The following is a 14,944-nucleotide window of genomic DNA, read 5'->3' on the forward strand; positions in this document are numbered from 1 at the left end:
CCCAAGAACATGTCATCCAATCGAAAGACCCTCTCCGGCGGCGCGCTGGTCGTCATGATCATCCTGTTCGTCGCCCTCATGCTCGTCGTCAACGTGCTGTTCCGCGGCGCCCGCGTCGACCTCACCGAGAACAACCTCTACACGCTCTCACCGGGCACCAAGGAAATCCTGTCCAAGCTCGACGAGCCGATCAACCTGTACCTGTTCTACTCCGACAAGGGCACCCAGAACCTGCCACAGCTGCGCACGTACGCGACGCGAGTGCGCGAACTGCTCGAGGAAATGGCGGCCCGTTCGGACGGTCACATCAACCTGGAGGTCATCGACCCCTTGCCGTTCTCGGAGGACGAGGACCGCGCCACCACCTACGGGCTGCAGGCGGTGCCGGTCAGCGCCGGCGGCGAGACGATCTTCCTCGGCCTGGCCGGGACCAACTCGACCAATGGCCAGGCGGTCATCCCGTTCTTCCAGCCCGAGAAGGAAGCCTTCCTCGAATACGACGTGGCCAAGCTGGTCCACGACCTGGCCACGCCGAAGAAGCCGGCCATCGCACTCGTTTCAAGCCTGCCGATGGGCGTAGGCTTCGATCCGGCGACCCGGCAGATGCGTGATCCCTGGGCGATCCAGCAGCAGCTCTCGCAGTCCTTCGACGTGCGCGACCTCAACGCGGCCGGCATCAAGTCGATTGATGCGGATATCAACGTGCTGGTGCTCGTGCATCCGAAGGAGCTTTCGGAGGATGCGCAATATGCGATCGACCAGTTCGTCCTGCGCGGCGGCCACCTGCTCGTGTTCGTCGATCCCGATGCCGAGCTCGATACCTCGGGCGCCGATCCGCAGAATCCGCAGGCGGCCATGTTCGCCGACCATTCCTCGGACCTGCCGAAACTGTTCAAGGCCTGGGGCGTCGACTACGACCCGAAGAAGATCGTGCTCGACCGCGCCCGCGCGGTCGCGGTCAGCGTTGGCCAGGGCCGCGCACCGGTGCGGCATCCGGGCATCATCGGCCTGACCGCCGAAGACCTGAATCGGGACGACGTGATCACCGCCAACCTCGACTCGATCAATGTCTCCAGCAGCGGCTATTTCGGCCTGGCCAAGGATGCGACGGGCAAGCTGGTCCCGCTGATGCAGAGTTCCGGCGATGCGATGTCGAGCGCGGCAGATCGTCTGCGCATGCTGCCCGATCCATCCGCGCTGCTGAGCGACTTCAATCCGAGCGGTGAACGCTATGTGATCGCCGGCCGCATCGAGGGCAAGTTCAAGACCGCGTTCCCCGAGCGCACCGAATCCGGCCATCTCGCCGAGAGCAAGGACGACGGCCAGATCGTGATCGTCGCCGATACCGACATCCTGTCCGATCGGCTCTGGGTCCAGGTGCAGAACTTTCTCGGCCAGAAACTCATGAACGCGTTTGCCAACAACGGCGATTTCATGCTCAACGCCATCGACAACCTGACCGGTTCCTCGGCGCTGATCTCGATCCGCGGTCGCGCCACCTCGCAACGGCCGTTCACCACGGTCGAGGCGCTCAAGCGCAGCGCCGACGACCGCTTCCGGGCCAAGGAGCAGGAACTGCAGCGCGAACTGCAGGAGACCGAGCGCAAGCTGACCGAACTGCAGGGCGCGAAGTCGAGCGACCAGGCCATGATCATGTCGCCCGAACAGAAGGCTGAACTCGACAATTTCATCAAGCGCAAGGCCGACATCCGCAAGGAGTTGCGGGATGTCAGGCGCTCGCTCGATGCCGAGATCGAAGCCCTGGGCAGCCGCCTGAAGTTCTTCAACATCGTGCTCGTGCCGCTGCTGGTGACGCTCGCCGCGGTGGGTTTCGCGATGTGGCGCGTGCGCCGGCGCACGTCGGCCTGAACGGGGAGGAGCAGACGATGATGAACCAGAGAACCTTGATCAAGCTCGGCGTGGTCACCGTGGTGGCCGTGATCGCCGCGTTCGCGATCAACCATTCGCGGCAACCGGTCAGCGAGTTCAGCGACCGGGCGACCTCGCTCGTCGACGGCCTCGGCGAGCATGTGAACGATGTCAATGGCCTGACCCTGAGTGAGGCCGGAGGGCGCAAGACAGTCGAGTTGACGCGTTCCGACAAGGGCTGGACGGTGAAGGACAAGGGTGGCTACCCGGCCGATACCGGCAAGTTGCGCGGCTACCTGCTCAAGGTCGCCGACGCCAGCCTGATCGAACGGAAAACGGCGAACAAGGAGCGCTACCCGGATATCGGGGTCGCCGACATCAGCGAATCGACCGCCAAGGGTATCCAGGTCGAGATCGCCGGGCTCGCCGCGCCGGTCAGCTTCATTGCCGGCACCTTCAATGCGCAAGGCGGCGGTACCTATGTCCGCCGCAGCGGCGAGGCGCAGAGCTGGCTGGCCAAGGGCAACCTGATTCCGGATCGCAACGCGTCGGACTGGTTGCGCAAGGACCTGGCCAACATCCCGTCAGAGCGTATCGCGTCGGTCACGATCACGCATGCGGACGGCAGGCCCCTGCGCGTCTTCAAGAACGCGCCGGAGGATCCGCACTATACGATCGCCGATCTGCCGAAGGGGCGCGAGGCAAGCTCCGATTTCGCTGCCAACGGCCTCGCTTCGGTCCTCGCCGACCTGCGCATCGACGACGTCGCGCCGACCACCGAGGTTGCCGTGCCCGACAATGCCAAGTTGATCCGCTACCAGACCTTCGATGGGCTCGTCGTCGATGCCCATGAGTGGCAGGTGGGTGACAAGCATTACGCAAGCTTCGCCGCATCGCTGGACGAAGATGTTGCCGGCAAGCACATCGCCGCGGAACAGGAAAAAGCCAGTGCCGCGGCCGCAGCAGTAGAGCAGAAGGCAGCCGCGACCGATACTGGAAAGACCGAAGGCAGCGACGCCAAGGCCGAGGGTGCAAGCCAACCGGCGTCGCCAGTTGATCCGGAAAAGGATCGTGCCGATCGCATGGCCACATTGAGAACCGAGGTCGACGCGCTGAATGCGGCGTTCCAGGGCTGGAGCTTCGTCGTCCCGGCCTACAAGAGCGCCAACATGACCAAGACCATGGACGATCTGCTCAAGCCGCTGGAAGCCAAGGCTGGATCGGGTCCCGCCAAGACAGCGGGATCGTCGAAGAAATGATCGCGGACCGATTTCGCGGGTCGGGTCGGTCGGAGCCGGAAGTTCGGCTCCGCCTGATGGCCGGACGCGAGCGGCGTTGAATCCGGTGCGCCGTCAGGCGGGCGTATCGGGTTCCGTGTTCGGCGCGCTCGCCGTTGCCCTCGGTGCCTTTGCGGCGCATGCCTTGAAGGACACGCTGGATGCGCATTCGCTGGCGCTCTGGCGGACGGCTGTGGAGTATCAATTCGTGCATGCGCTCGCGCTCATCGGTGTCGCCCTTGCCTCGAAAGACCCTCCTTCGCTGGCCGGGCGTTTCGCCGGCTCGGCGTTCCTGGTCGGTGTCGTGCTGTTCAGCGGCAGCCTCTACGCACTGGCCCTCGGTGGTCCGCGCGCGCTGGGGCTGCTTGCTCCGATCGGTGGAGCGGCATTGATTGCCGGCTGGATCGCCCTGGCCAGGTTGTTCCTCGTACGGAACGAATGACGGTGCATGGGCAGGGGCCCGGGTCGACGCGTAACCGAGCGGTTCCATGCGCATGCGCGCTTTTGCATTTCGGCAAGCATTGACAATGAGGCAAGCGACTATGCATTCGGCGGAACTGCCGTGTATGATCGGGAGTGGCTCGTCCTGGCCGGGACCGTTCAGTCGGTTGCAGATTTATCGACGAAGCGGAATCGTCACGCCTGCGCATGCCCACCATCCATCATCCAGGACAATCCTTGGCGGCAGGACCTCTCTCGACGTGATGCATACGCTTTCAAGACTGGCACACGGTGCCCGGCGCGGCGTCGGAGCGCCGAACAGGTGCCACCTGGCGCTGCTGATGGTGCTTGGCTCGGCGGTCGCTGCCGCGGAAACCCCGGCGCCGGCGAAGCAGGTCGCCGAGGGTACGCCTGGCTACCAGATTGTTTCCGCAGTCGTTGCCGGTGGCGGAATCTCGCGTGCGCAGAACGCGTGTTTCGAACTGGCCGCAACAGCGGGGCAACCCGTCGTGGGTACGTCTGCCAATTCAACCTTTACGCTTGTTGCCGGATTTTGGGGCGCGGCCGTGCAAGGCGACACCCTGTTCCGCAGTTCATTCGAGGCTTGCCAACCGTGAAAATCTGCCGCTCGTTCCTGCTTTCCCTGATCCTGGCCCTGGCGGCGACTTCCGCGGCGCTGGCACAGGTGGCCCAATTGCCGGATTTCACCTACCAGGGGCACCTGGAGCAGGGGGGAGTGCCGGTCGACGGTCCCGTCGATCTGGCCTTCGCCTTGTTCGATGCGCCGGTCGGCGGCAACCAGGTCGGCTCGACCGTATTGGAACCGCAGTTTCCCGTCACCGGAGGCCTGTTCACGGTCAGCCTGACTTTCCCTGGTGCGTTCGCCGGCGACCAGCGCTGGCTCGAGGTAAGGGTCAATGGTGATCCGCTGTTGCCCCGCCAGGCGATTTCGACGACACCCGTGGCCGACTACGCCCTCAATGGCAATCCGGGCCCCCAGGGCATCCAGGGTCCGCAGGGCGAACCCGGGCCGGCGGGTGCGACCGGTGCCCAGGGCCCGCAAGGCGAACAGGGTCCGATTGGCCCGCAAGGCCTGCAGGGTCCGCAGGGCGAACCCGGGCCGGCGGGTGCGACCGGTGCCCAGGGCGCGCAAGGCGAGCAGGGTCCGATCGGCCCGCAAGGCCTGCAGGGTCCGCAGGGCGAACCCGGGCCGGCGGGTGCGACCGGAGCCCAGGGGCCGCAAGGCGAACAGGGTCCGGTCGGCCCGCAAGGCCCGCAGGGCGAGGCCGGCCCGGCGGGTGCGACCGGTGCCCAGGGTCCGCAAGGCGAACAGGGCCCCGCCGGCGGCTCATTCCCGGATGCGCCGGCCGATGGCAAAACCTACGCGCGTTACAACAATACCTGGGTCGAAATCGATGCGGCGAGTGGGTTGCCGACCCTGCAGGCGGCGATCCTCGCTGATGATCCGACACTCTACTATCCGCTCGACGAGCCGGCCGGATCGAGCGTCTTTCAGGACGCTGGGTCCGCGGGCATCGATGTCAACCTGAGCGGCGATCCGGTCACCTTGAAGCCCGGCTGGAGCAGGTTGTTTCCGACCAGCGATGCGGATTATCTGCGAACCAACGAAGGCAATGGCAAGGCCCAGGCGGTCGGCAACCCGACCGGGACCAGCACGCCCAATGGCTCGCTGACAGTGGAGGCAATCTACAGCCCGCAGACCAATGGTTCGGGTTTTCAACCGATCCTGTTCATTGGCGACCCTGCACCGGCGGTGCCATTCCTCTCGTTCGGCGTGATCGGCCTGCAGCCACGCATCGTCGTCGGCGACGGCGAGCGTGTCGATCTGGCCGGTCTGACCGCCGGGCAGACCTACCACATCGCTGCCGTGCTCGACGCCACCGCGAACTCAGTGCGCTTCTACGTCAATGGCCGGTTGCTGCAGGTGCAGGAACTGTTCGGCTTTCCCTATACGCTGACCGCGCCCAAGGTCGCGGTGGCGTCGACGCCCGATGAGGACAGGCCCTACGTGTATTCCATCCTCGGGCACGTCGCCTTTTATTACGGTCAAGCCCTTTCCGAGAGCCAGATTGCCGCGCACGCCAAGGCGGCGGGTCTCTACGGCCACTGACGCAGGGATTCCGGGAACCCCGGTCGACCGGCCGGCCCGGCCCGCTGGCCGGGTCGGCAGCTCCGAAGCGCTGCAACGAGCGTTGCTTCTTGTTTCCGCCTGGTGCCACCCGGCGTGAGGCCCCCCCTGCGAGCCGCCGCCGCAGGGCGGCGATGTGCGGCGCACAAAAGGATTCTGTGAACCACAGCGCATAATGCTGCGAACGATCGTTTGAGCCAATTCCTCGGAGGGTTTGCCATGGTGCGTTCGACAGCGGGTTTTTCCTGGGGCGGAAAGTGGGTGCATCTTTGCTTCATCGGTCTGCTGTTCGCGGTTCCTGCGGCGGCGCAGTCGCTCAGCGCACCCGGACTCAAGGCGCCGGCCAGGATCACCTGGGATGCCGAGGGCATTCCGACCATCGATGCGTCCAACGACAACGATGCCGCCTTCCTGCAGGGTTATGCGCATGCCCGCGACCGGTTCTTCCAGATGGACCTGACCCGCCGCTCGGTCAGCGGCACGCTGGCCGAACTGGTCGGCATGTCGCAACTCGCGGCCGACGTACAGGCGCGCAATCTCGGCCTGCGCCGCGGCGCCGTGAAGACCTGGGCTGCCATGTCCGACGACTCACGCGGCTGGCTGCGCGCCTACGCCGACGGCGTCAACTTCTGGCTGGCCAACAACCCGCTGCCGCCCGAGTACGGTGCGCTGCAATTGACCCATGCCGATCCATGGACGCCGGTCGACTCGTTGTGCGTGGGCAAGGGCCTGGCCTTCCAGCTCTCGTTCGATCTCGACATCAATCCGACCATCAACCTCGGTGCCTACCAGCAGGCCGGCCAGGCCGGAGGATTCGACGGTTCCACCCTGTATTTCGCCGATACGCACCGGATTGCTCCGGCTGATGACCGGGTCACCGTACCGGGCTTCGTGCCGGGCGGCGCTGCGAACGGAGTCGCGACGGCATTGTCGCAACCCCTGGCCGGTAATCAGGTGCCGGCCGTTGGCGTCATTGACGCGAGGACGGTCGATCTCGCCCGCGCGTTCCGCGCGCAATTGCAGGATTCGCCATTGCTCGGCCGCGCCCTGGACGGCCGCGATACGCCGATCGGCAGCAACGAATGGGTCATCGCCGGCAGCCACACTGCGTCGGGCAAGCCCATCCTCGCCAACGACCCGCACCTGGGCCTCGACCTGCCGTCGGTCTTCATGGAGCAGCACGTGCTTTCGCGCGATAGCCGCTACCCCGTCCCGATGGACGTGACTGGCGTGACCGTGCCCGGAACGCCCGGCGTGATCCAGGGCTGCAACCAGCGCGTCTGCTGGGGAACCACGACCAACTCGCTCGATGTGACCGATGTGTTCCAGGAACAGCTCAAGCTGAATTCCTATGGCCTGCCTTACGCGATCGTGCACGATGGCCAGGAAGAGTACCTGCAGTGGGTGTTCCAGAACTACTACGTCAACCGCATGGACGGCACACCGGACACGGTGACGCGCGAGAACTCGATCGGCTACACCAACGGCGGAGTCAGCATCCTCGTGCCGCGGCGAAACAACGGTGCACTGGTCAGCATCACCGGCAATACCGGCCTGTCGATCGCCTACACCGGCTGGGGCGCCACGTTTGAAATCGAATCGTTCCGGCGCATCAACCGGGCGGCCAACCTGGCCGACTTCCAGAATGCGCTGAGCTATTTCGATTTCGGTTCGCAGAATTTCGCCTATGCCGATGTCGACGGCAACATCGCCTACTTCGTCAGCGCCGAAGCGCCCGTGCGCACCGACCTGCAGACCCAGAATGCGCCAGGCGGCGGCATCCCGCCGTTCGTGATCCGCGATGGCAGCGGCGCGCTCAAGCACGACTGGCTGCCGGTGGCGCATCCGCAGCCGAACCAGGCGACGCCCTACGAGATCCTGCCGGCCAATGAGATGCCGTTCGTGATCAACCCGTCCAGTGGCTACTTCGCCAATGCCAACAACGACCCGATCGGTTTCTCGCTCGACAACAATCCGCTCAACCAGTTGCGTCCGGGTGGCGGCATCTACTACCTCGATGTCGGCGGGGCCTCGGCCTATCGCGTGGGCCGCATCGATCGCGAGATCCAGCGCCTGATCGCAGCCGGCGGCCACATCACCGTGGCCGACATGAAGAACCTGCAGGCCAACAACCAGCTGCTCGATGCCGAGCTCGTGCTGCCCTACCTGATCACCGCATTCAAGGCCGGCGAGGCCCCCGGCGCATGGTCGCAACTGGCCACGCTGGCCGCCGAGCCGCGCATCGTCGAAGCCATGAATCGCCTCGAGACCTGGGACTACTCGACGCCGACCGGTATCCAGCAGGGCTTCGATCCGGGCGACAATCCCGCGGCATTGCCGGTGCCCTCGCAGTCCCAGGTCGACGCCAGCATCGCCGCCACGCTGTATGCGACCTGGCGTAGTACGTCGATCCGCAACACCATCGATGCCGGCCTGACCGCGGTCGGCCTCGGCGGCTACAAGCCGGGCGGTCGTGACGCACAGGCCGCGTTCAAGTTCCTGCTCGACAATTACGCCCAGCTGGGCGGCAAGGGCGCTTCCGGGGTGACCTTCTTCTCGGTACCGGGTGCCCCGAACGCCACCGCGGCGCGCGATTACATCCTGCTCAAGTCGCTCTCCGAGAGCCTCGACCTGCTTGCCGGCGACAATTTTGCCGCCGCCTTCGCTGGCTCGACCAACCAGTCGGACTACCACTGGGGCAAGCTGCACCGGATCGTCTTCGAGCAGCCGCTCGGCGCACCGTTCAGCATTCCGGGCCCGAACGGTTACGGCTACAGCGATCTTTCCGCAGAACTGCCGGGTATCGCCCGTCCTGGCGGGTTCGAGTCGGTCGACGCAGCCAGCCACGACACCCGCGCCAACGCCTCGAACAGCTTCATGTTCGGCAGCGGTCCGGCGCGCCGCTTCGTCGGCGAGATGTTCCCCAGCATCAATGCATCGGAAATCATCCCGGGAGGCCAGAGCGGCGTACTCGGCAGTCCGCTCTACGTCAGCCAGCTCGGCCGCTGGTTGACCAACCAGTACCATCCGCTGCCGATCTCCGCCTCGGCCTCGATCGCGCAGGCGACTTCCTCGCTCAGCTTCGTGCCACGCTGATTTTCACGCTTCCGGAAGCAACGAAGCCCCCGCCATCCGGCGGGGGCTTCCTTTTTGCGCTGCACGAGAACCCGGAGCAGCCGTTCCGCCCCTTCCTAATTTCGCGCCGGCGTGTTTTCCGCGAAGTACTCGTGGCTGTCGGCGTTGGCCACGGCCTTGGCCGGATTGCTCAGGGCCAGGTTGTGCGCGGCGGTCTGTCCATAGGCATTGTCCTTGGTGCTTGCGACCACGTTGAAATGGCTGGTCTCATGCACGAGCGTACCGGCACGCGAATCCGTTCCCGTATTCGGCGCCGACCAGAATGCGCCGCACAGGTAGACCTTGTACGGCTGGGTCGGATAGACGTAGGCATAGGTGCCGCTGTCCGAGCACGAGCAGTTGAAGGTGTAGGCCTGCGATGAGAGTGCGCTGTAGATGTTGTTGAAATGCGTGCGTACGGTCGAGTAGCGCGAGCTGTTGTAGGTACCGAACCACCAGGTGTAGCGCGAGCCGGTAGTGCCGGCGGTCAGATAGCTCTTCGAGTTGCTGGCATAGGTCACCGACGAATTGCGCGCCGTGGCCAGTTGGGTCTGCCGGGTGTTGCTGCAGCTGATGAAGCTGTTGCTGGCGGCCAGAGGAATGACCGGCGTGCGGGACTCTTCGCTGTCCATGTCGAGGGCGCCCGGCGTGGCATCGGCGAACACGCTGGTCGAGCCGCGACTCAGGTCGAACGCGCCGAGTCCGGCCGCGACCCCGCCGCGCTCCGCCTGCATGACTTCACGGATGACCTCGCTGGCGCTGCGCGCATAGCTGACCTGGTACTGGCCGCCGGCCCGCATGTCGTAGAACGCACTGAGGTCGACCACCGCGTTCAGGCTCTCGCCGGGCTTCAGCTCGATGAAATCCTGCGCCCTCGGAGCCACCCGCTTGTACAGGGGGCCGACATAGTCGACCGGCTTGCCATTCTGGCGGACGTCGAACAGGTCGTTGGTGACGCCGTCGAGCGGCGTCTGCCAGCGCAGGACGTGGACCGTGCTCGTACTCTGGTTGATCAGGCTGTAGCTGATGGTGGCATCCGCGCCGTTCTGGTCGGATGGCGTCAGGGCGATTTCAAGACCGGCGGAATACGCCGCCGACGTTCCCACGATACCCACGGCAAACACAACAAAACCCACGAAGAGCTTGTGCATGTCATACCTCGATGCTGAGTAGTCGCCCCTCCCCAGGGACGAGCGCCACGGACGTGACGCGGGCCGAGCATATGCCTGCCTATAGGTCTATACAAGTAGATCGATCACGTTCCGGCGCCGATATCTCCGGCTGCGGTCCGGAACCCCGCGGCGATGCCGTCGCGCCGCGGCATCGCCTCGCCGGAGCAGCGCGCCGACTCAGCGCATGTCGACCGGTGCCTTGACCGGGTCCGCCGGTCGCGCGGGCAGGGCGACCGGTTCGGCGGCGATCTGCTTGCGGATCTCGACGATGGCACGGTCGAGTTGCGGGTCGCGGCCGGCCAGCGCCGATGCCACGTCGAACTCGACTTCGATGTCGGGATCGACGCCATGGCCCTCGATCGCCCACTGGCCGTTGGTGTCGGCGGTGGCGAACTGCGGCACGTTGGTGGTGCCGCCGTCGATCAGCGGACCCCAGTCGTTAATGCCGACCACGCCGCCCCAGGTCCGCGTGCCGATCAGCGGGCCCAGTTTCGCCTGCTTGAACATGTACGAGAAGATATCGCCGTCGGAGGCCGTGGTGCCGTTGCAGAGCGCTGCCAGGTGCCCGATGAATGTCTGCTGCGGATAGGTTCCGATGAGGTCCGAGCCGCGGCCGTAGTCGAGGCCGAGCAGCTTTCGCGAGAGGCGTTCGATGATCATCGACGAGACGTTGCCGCCGCCGTTGTCGCGCACGTCGACGACGAGACCCTGCTTGCGCAATTGCGGGTAGAACCACTTGATGAACTCACGGATGCCGTCGCCACCCATGTCGGGAATGTGCAGGTAGCCGATCGTGCCATTGCTGGCCTTGGCCACGTATTCACGGTTGGCGGTGGTCCAGGCGTAGTAGTTCAGTTCCGCCTCGCTGTCGACCGGATCGACCAGCACGGTCCTGGCACCGTCCAGGCTTGCGCGTGAGTTCACGGTCAGCTGGATCAGCTGGCCCTTGGGCGAACGCAGCAGGCGATAAGGATTGTCGGTGCCGGCCAGTGGCTGGCCGTTGATCGCGAGCAGGAAATCACCCTCGTGGGCGTCGACGCCGACTTCGGTCAGCGGCGAGCGGTAGCGTTCCTCGTCGTTCTCTCCGCGCAGGATCTTCGCGATCCGGTAGCGGCCGCTGGGCGAGTCGAGTTCGAAGCGCGCGCCAAGCAGGCCGACGTGCGGTCGGTCGGGCAGGCCGAGGTCGCCGCCACTGACGTAGGCGTGCGAGCTCGACAGTTCGGCGACCATCTGGCCGAGCAGGTAGTTCAGGTCGCTGCGGTCGCCGACATCAGCCAGTTTCGGCTCGTACTTGGCGCGGATCGCGTCCCAATCGTAGCCATGCATGTTCTGCACGTAATAGTGGTCGCGATAGCGACGCCAGACTTCGCGGAAGATCTCGGCATACTCGGCTTTCGGGTCGACCTGGGCGAAGAGTCCGTCAAGTTTGATGTCCTTCGGCTCGGGCTTGGACTCGCCGGGATCCAGGCGCTTGTAATCCTTGCCGCTCTTCACGAGCACGGTCGATCCGTCGGCGGAAAGGGCCAGTTCCTCGAGGCCCTTGAAGATTTCCTTCGACTCGCGGTCCTCGAACGACCACGCCATCAGGCGCGGCTTGTTCTCGCTCTCGCGACCATAGTAGAAGGCATCGCTGACCACATAGAGCAGAGCCTTCGACGTGACCGCGATCCACTGCAGGTTGTCGGGCTCGATCGGCGCGCGCACGAGACGGCTGTCGATGCCCTCGAAGCTGATGCGGTCGTCGACGCTCGCCGGCTCCGGCTTCTTCGATTCCTTTTCATCACTGTCCTTCTTGCCGGGCTTTGCCGAATCCGCGCTCGCGCTGTCGTTGCGCGGTGCGAACGGATTGGCGACATCGGGGCGCAGGGTCAGTGCAAACAGGCCGGCGCTGCGATTGCTGGCGAAATTCCATTCGACGCCCGAGATCTGCGGGGCCCATTCGCGGTCACCGATGAAGAACAGCAGCTTGCCGTCCGGTGAGAATGCCGGTGCATAGCCATTGGAGAGGGGATCGCCGACCGGGTAGTTGGTCTTCCCCGAGACATCGTAGATGCGCAGCTGGGTCAGGTTCGAATCCGGGTTGGTCACGGTGTAGGCGAGGTAGTGACCACCCGGCGACCAGGCGTGGTCGCGACGGGAGAAACCCGGATCGTCGGCGACCAGCGTGCTCGTTCCACCACTGGCGGCCACCAGGTGCAGGCGGCTTTCGTTGTCGACATAGGCAATGCGCGATCCGTCCGGCGACCAGCGCGGTGCATAGAGGCGTCCGAAATTCTCCCGGCTCAGCTGGCGCGCGGCGCCGCCATCGGCATCGCGCACCCAGATCGCATCTTCGCCGCTCTCGTCCGACACATAGGCGACGCGTTTGCCGTCCGCGGACCAGGCCACCTCGCGTTCGTGGGCGCCCGGCGTATGGGTCAGATCGAGGGTCAGGCCATGTTCCATCGGTACGCTGAAGACTTCGCCGCGGGCGACGAAGGCGGCGCGCTTGCCGTTCGGGCTGAGCGCGAAGTCCTCGATGAAATCGCGCACGCTGCGCGTGCCGGCATGGCGCGGCACCAGATCGCTGGGCACGCTGATGTCGAGCGCATTGTCGCGGTTGGTGGATGTGTCATAGAGGTGCAGCGAACCGTCGACTTCGAAGACGATCTGGCTCTTGCCATCGGAGCCGGCCCAGCGCGCATCCTGGCCCTTGTAGTCGGTCAGCTGGCGGGTTTCACCGCTGCCGATATCGAAACGGTACAGGTTCAGGTGTTCGCCACGGTCGGATAGGAAATAGATCGCATTGCCGATCCACATCGGGTCGCGATCGGTGTGCTGGTCGGCGGTGATGTTGCGCGCCGTGCGAGCGGCGACGTCGTAGATGTAGAGATCCTGGGCCCAGCCGCCGACGTAGCGGTTCCAGGTGCGGTAGTCGCGGAACTTCGGCGAGTAGACGATCTGCTTGCCGTCGGGCGAGTACTCGCCGCTGCCGGCGGTCGGCATCGGCAGGGCGGTCGGCAAGCCGCCGGCTACGGAGACCTGGAACAGTTTCGGGTTCGAGATGCCGACCGCTTCGCGGGTCGAGCGGAAAACCACGGCGCTGCCGTCCGCGGTCCAGCCATAGACCTGGCTGTCGATGCCCCAGCGCTGCGGCAGTGGCCCGGGCGTCGGATACCAGGTCAGCTGGCGCGGCTCGCCGCCACTGGCCGGGATCATGAAGACCTGGTCGTCGCCGCTGTACTGGCCGGTAAAGGCGATCTGGCTGCAGTCCGGCGAATAGTGCGCAGCCTGCTCGACGCCGGGCCCGGCGGTCAGCCTCACCGCGGTCCCGCCCTGGGTGCCGACAGCCCACAGGTCGCCGGCATAGGTGAATACGATGCGATTGCCGCAGACATCGGGAAAGCGCAACAGGCCGGTACCGGCCAGCGCGCTGGAGGCCGGCGCCAAGGCACTGGCGAGGACAAGAAAGAGGGGCAGGATCAGGCGTACGCGCATGAGCGACTCCGGTTGAAGGTACAAAAGACGATGGATACACCGTTTGCCGCTTGGATGCCTGCGGCGAAAGTCACGTTAGCCCGGCAGATGCCAGACGAGCGCCGAGCGTGGCTCTTTTGACGGTGTAGGCCGGTTCAGGGGCGATGCCAGCACCAGTGCCAGGGCTCATAGGCGATGCCATGGCGGTTGCCGCGCGGATAGGAAAGGGCATAGCCGAAGCGGCGCGCCTCGCGCTGCAGCCAGGCGAACGCCGGCGACTCATCGAACTCTTCCTCGAGCGCTGCGTAGTCGGGCGTGCTGATGTCGAGGGCACGACCCGAGTGGTGCTCGCTGAAGCCGGGCGCGGCGCTGACGCGCAGGATCTCGTCCATCGACAGGCCGCGTTCGAGTTTGCGCTCGATGATGACGAGCTGGTAGGACGCCGAGCGGAATGCCGAGACGACCTGCAGCACGATGCCGTCAGAGGCGGCGGCGCTGCGCATGCGCTGCCAGGCGCGAGCCGCTCTGGGAGCGAGCCACTGATGGCGGCCATGGATGTCGTCGCCGATAGAGAGCAGTTCGCGCGGCTCGCGGACCACGCGCTGACGGTGCTTGCGCCCGTAGTCACGCGGAATGCCGAGGGCAAATGCCGCTTCGATCACGCGCAGGCGCTGCGCAGTGTCGCAGCGGGCCGGCGGCAGGGGAGACTGGACATGCATGCGGCAAGCTTAGCCGAATCGTCCGCATCAACGAACGGGTACTCATGACCTGCAACGGACGTCGAACGTTCACCGTAGGTTGGCGGTGAGCGCCAGCGAACCCCAACGTTGCCGATTGCGTACGGCAGGAAACCGTTCGGGCACGCGCCGAACGCTAGCCGTTGGGCATCGCTTCGCTCAGCACCAATCTACGGCGAAATTGACCCGCGCAGGCCGCCGGGCCTGCACCGTAGGTTGGCGGTGAGCCCCAGCGAACCCCAACGTTACCCTGCAGCGCAGGATGGGGTGATCACCAGCGAAACCTTTCGCTGCGAGTTCCGTCGGCAGTGCGCCTCGTCCCTCAGCGTGGTTTCTTGAGGAACAGATAGATCGGCCGCATCGGGCCTACGTTGAGCGTGCTGACCAGTTCCCAGCCTTTCATGCCCTCGCGGGTCAGCACCTCGTTGAGGGTGTCGGCATCGAAGCTGCCGAGGAAGGACGGCTTGATCTCGATGGTCTGGTAACTCCAGTTCTGGTCGGACATCAGATGGCTCCAGGGTGGTTCAATCCGTTTCGTCGGTCTCGATCGCTGGCGGTTTCGCCGCCGGCTTGATGCGTCCGGCCTTGCGCAGCGCTTCGCGCATGACGTATTCGATCTGCGCGTTGAGCGAGCGCAGATCGTCGTCGGCCCAGCGCTGCATCGCTTCGAGCACGGCGGCGTTGATGCGCAGCGGATAGGCCTTCTTCTCGCTCACACCGGTCCTGTCG

Annotated in this window: 11 protein-coding genes; 6 read left to right on the plus strand and 5 right to left on the minus strand. The window is 65.3% G+C overall.

Going from position 1 to position 14,944, the window contains the following annotated elements; all coding sequences use genetic code 11:
• Nucleotides 1-9: 9 nt before the first annotated feature.
• The 6 genes from BM125_RS09320 to BM125_RS09345 all read left to right on the plus strand — a co-directional run bounded on the left by BM125_RS09320 (nucleotide 10) and on the right by BM125_RS09345 (nucleotide 8,832).
• A complete protein-coding gene (locus tag BM125_RS09320; RefSeq protein ID WP_092407239.1) occupies nucleotides 10-1,869 on the plus strand; it encodes a GldG family protein in 1,860 nt (619 codons plus the stop codon).
• A 20-nt stretch (nucleotides 1,870-1,889) separates the two neighbouring features.
• Nucleotides 1,890-3,128, plus strand: coding sequence for a DUF4340 domain-containing protein (locus BM125_RS09325; RefSeq protein WP_175497988.1), 1,239 nt, complete (start codon nucleotides 1,890-1,892; stop codon nucleotides 3,126-3,128).
• 85 nt (nucleotides 3,129-3,213) lie between these two features.
• Complete coding sequence (locus BM125_RS09330; protein WP_092407323.1) at nucleotides 3,214-3,588, plus strand: DUF423 domain-containing protein; 375 nt, start codon at nucleotides 3,214-3,216, stop codon at nucleotides 3,586-3,588.
• Nucleotides 3,589-3,847: 259 nt separating this feature from the next.
• A complete protein-coding gene (locus BM125_RS09335; protein ID WP_139224923.1) occupies nucleotides 3,848-4,204 on the plus strand; it encodes a hypothetical protein in 357 nt (118 codons plus the stop codon).
• Complete coding sequence (locus BM125_RS20805; protein WP_092407244.1) at nucleotides 4,201-5,718, plus strand: LamG-like jellyroll fold domain-containing protein; 1,518 nt, start codon at nucleotides 4,201-4,203, stop codon at nucleotides 5,716-5,718. The genes BM125_RS09335 and BM125_RS20805 overlap by 4 nt, the downstream gene beginning before the upstream one ends.
• A gap of 237 nt (nucleotides 5,719-5,955) precedes the next feature.
• Nucleotides 5,956-8,832: a penicillin acylase family protein gene (locus BM125_RS09345; protein WP_092407246.1), complete on the plus strand. Its 2,877-nt coding sequence runs from the start codon at nucleotides 5,956-5,958 to the stop codon at nucleotides 8,830-8,832.
• Between the two features lie 95 nt (nucleotides 8,833-8,927).
• Here the strand turns inward: BM125_RS09345 and BM125_RS09350 are convergent, their stop codons facing one another.
• The 5 genes from BM125_RS09350 to BM125_RS09370 all read right to left on the minus strand — a co-directional run bounded on the left by BM125_RS09350 (nucleotide 8,928) and on the right by BM125_RS09370 (nucleotide 14,931).
• Entirely contained in the window at nucleotides 8,928-10,001 is a 1,074-nt protein-coding gene (locus tag BM125_RS09350) for a M35 family metalloendopeptidase (RefSeq protein ID WP_092407248.1), read from the minus strand.
• 198 nt (nucleotides 10,002-10,199) lie between these two features.
• Complete coding sequence (locus tag BM125_RS09355) at nucleotides 10,200-13,499, minus strand: S41 family peptidase (RefSeq protein WP_092407250.1); 3,300 nt, start codon at nucleotides 13,497-13,499, stop codon at nucleotides 10,200-10,202.
• 134 nt (nucleotides 13,500-13,633) lie between these two features.
• Nucleotides 13,634-14,197 (minus strand): M15 family metallopeptidase, encoded by a 564-nt coding sequence (locus BM125_RS09360; protein ID WP_092407252.1) that lies wholly within the window; start codon nucleotides 14,195-14,197, stop codon nucleotides 13,634-13,636.
• A 340-nt stretch (nucleotides 14,198-14,537) separates the two neighbouring features.
• Nucleotides 14,538-14,720, minus strand: coding sequence for a DUF4177 domain-containing protein (locus tag BM125_RS09365; protein ID WP_092407254.1), 183 nt, complete (start codon nucleotides 14,718-14,720; stop codon nucleotides 14,538-14,540).
• 19 nt (nucleotides 14,721-14,739) lie between these two features.
• Nucleotides 14,740-14,931, minus strand: a complete 192-nt coding sequence (locus BM125_RS09370) for a type II toxin-antitoxin system antitoxin (RefSeq protein ID WP_092407256.1) — start codon at nucleotides 14,929-14,931, stop codon at nucleotides 14,740-14,742.
• Nucleotides 14,932-14,944: the final 13 nt, after the last annotated feature.

Source organism: Dokdonella immobilis, assembly GCF_900115085.1.
In the GTDB taxonomy this organism is placed as follows: Bacteria; Pseudomonadota; Gammaproteobacteria; order Xanthomonadales; family Rhodanobacteraceae; genus Dokdonella; species Dokdonella immobilis.

What these genes read in the sequence shown, in the direction of transcription:
- BM125_RS09320 (WP_092407239.1), top strand. Translation starts at nt 10, where the DNA reads ATGTCATCCAATCGAAAGACCCTCTCCGGCGGCGCGCTGGTCGTCATG.
- BM125_RS09350 (WP_092407248.1), bottom strand. Translation starts at nt 10,001, where the DNA reads ATGCACAAGCTCTTCGTGGGTTTTGTTGTGTTTGCCGTGGGTATCGTG.
- BM125_RS09360 (WP_092407252.1), bottom strand. Translation starts at nt 14,197, where the DNA reads ATGCATGTCCAGTCTCCCCTGCCGCCGGCCCGCTGCGACACTGCGCAG.
- BM125_RS09365 (WP_092407254.1), bottom strand. Translation starts at nt 14,720, where the DNA reads ATGTCCGACCAGAACTGGAGTTACCAGACCATCGAGATCAAGCCGTCC.
- BM125_RS09345 (WP_092407246.1), top strand. Translation starts at nt 5,956, where the DNA reads ATGGTGCGTTCGACAGCGGGTTTTTCCTGGGGCGGAAAGTGGGTGCAT.
- BM125_RS09325 (WP_175497988.1), top strand. Translation starts at nt 1,890, where the DNA reads ATGAACCAGAGAACCTTGATCAAGCTCGGCGTGGTCACCGTGGTGGCC.
- BM125_RS09355 (WP_092407250.1), bottom strand. Translation starts at nt 13,499, where the DNA reads ATGCGCGTACGCCTGATCCTGCCCCTCTTTCTTGTCCTCGCCAGTGCC.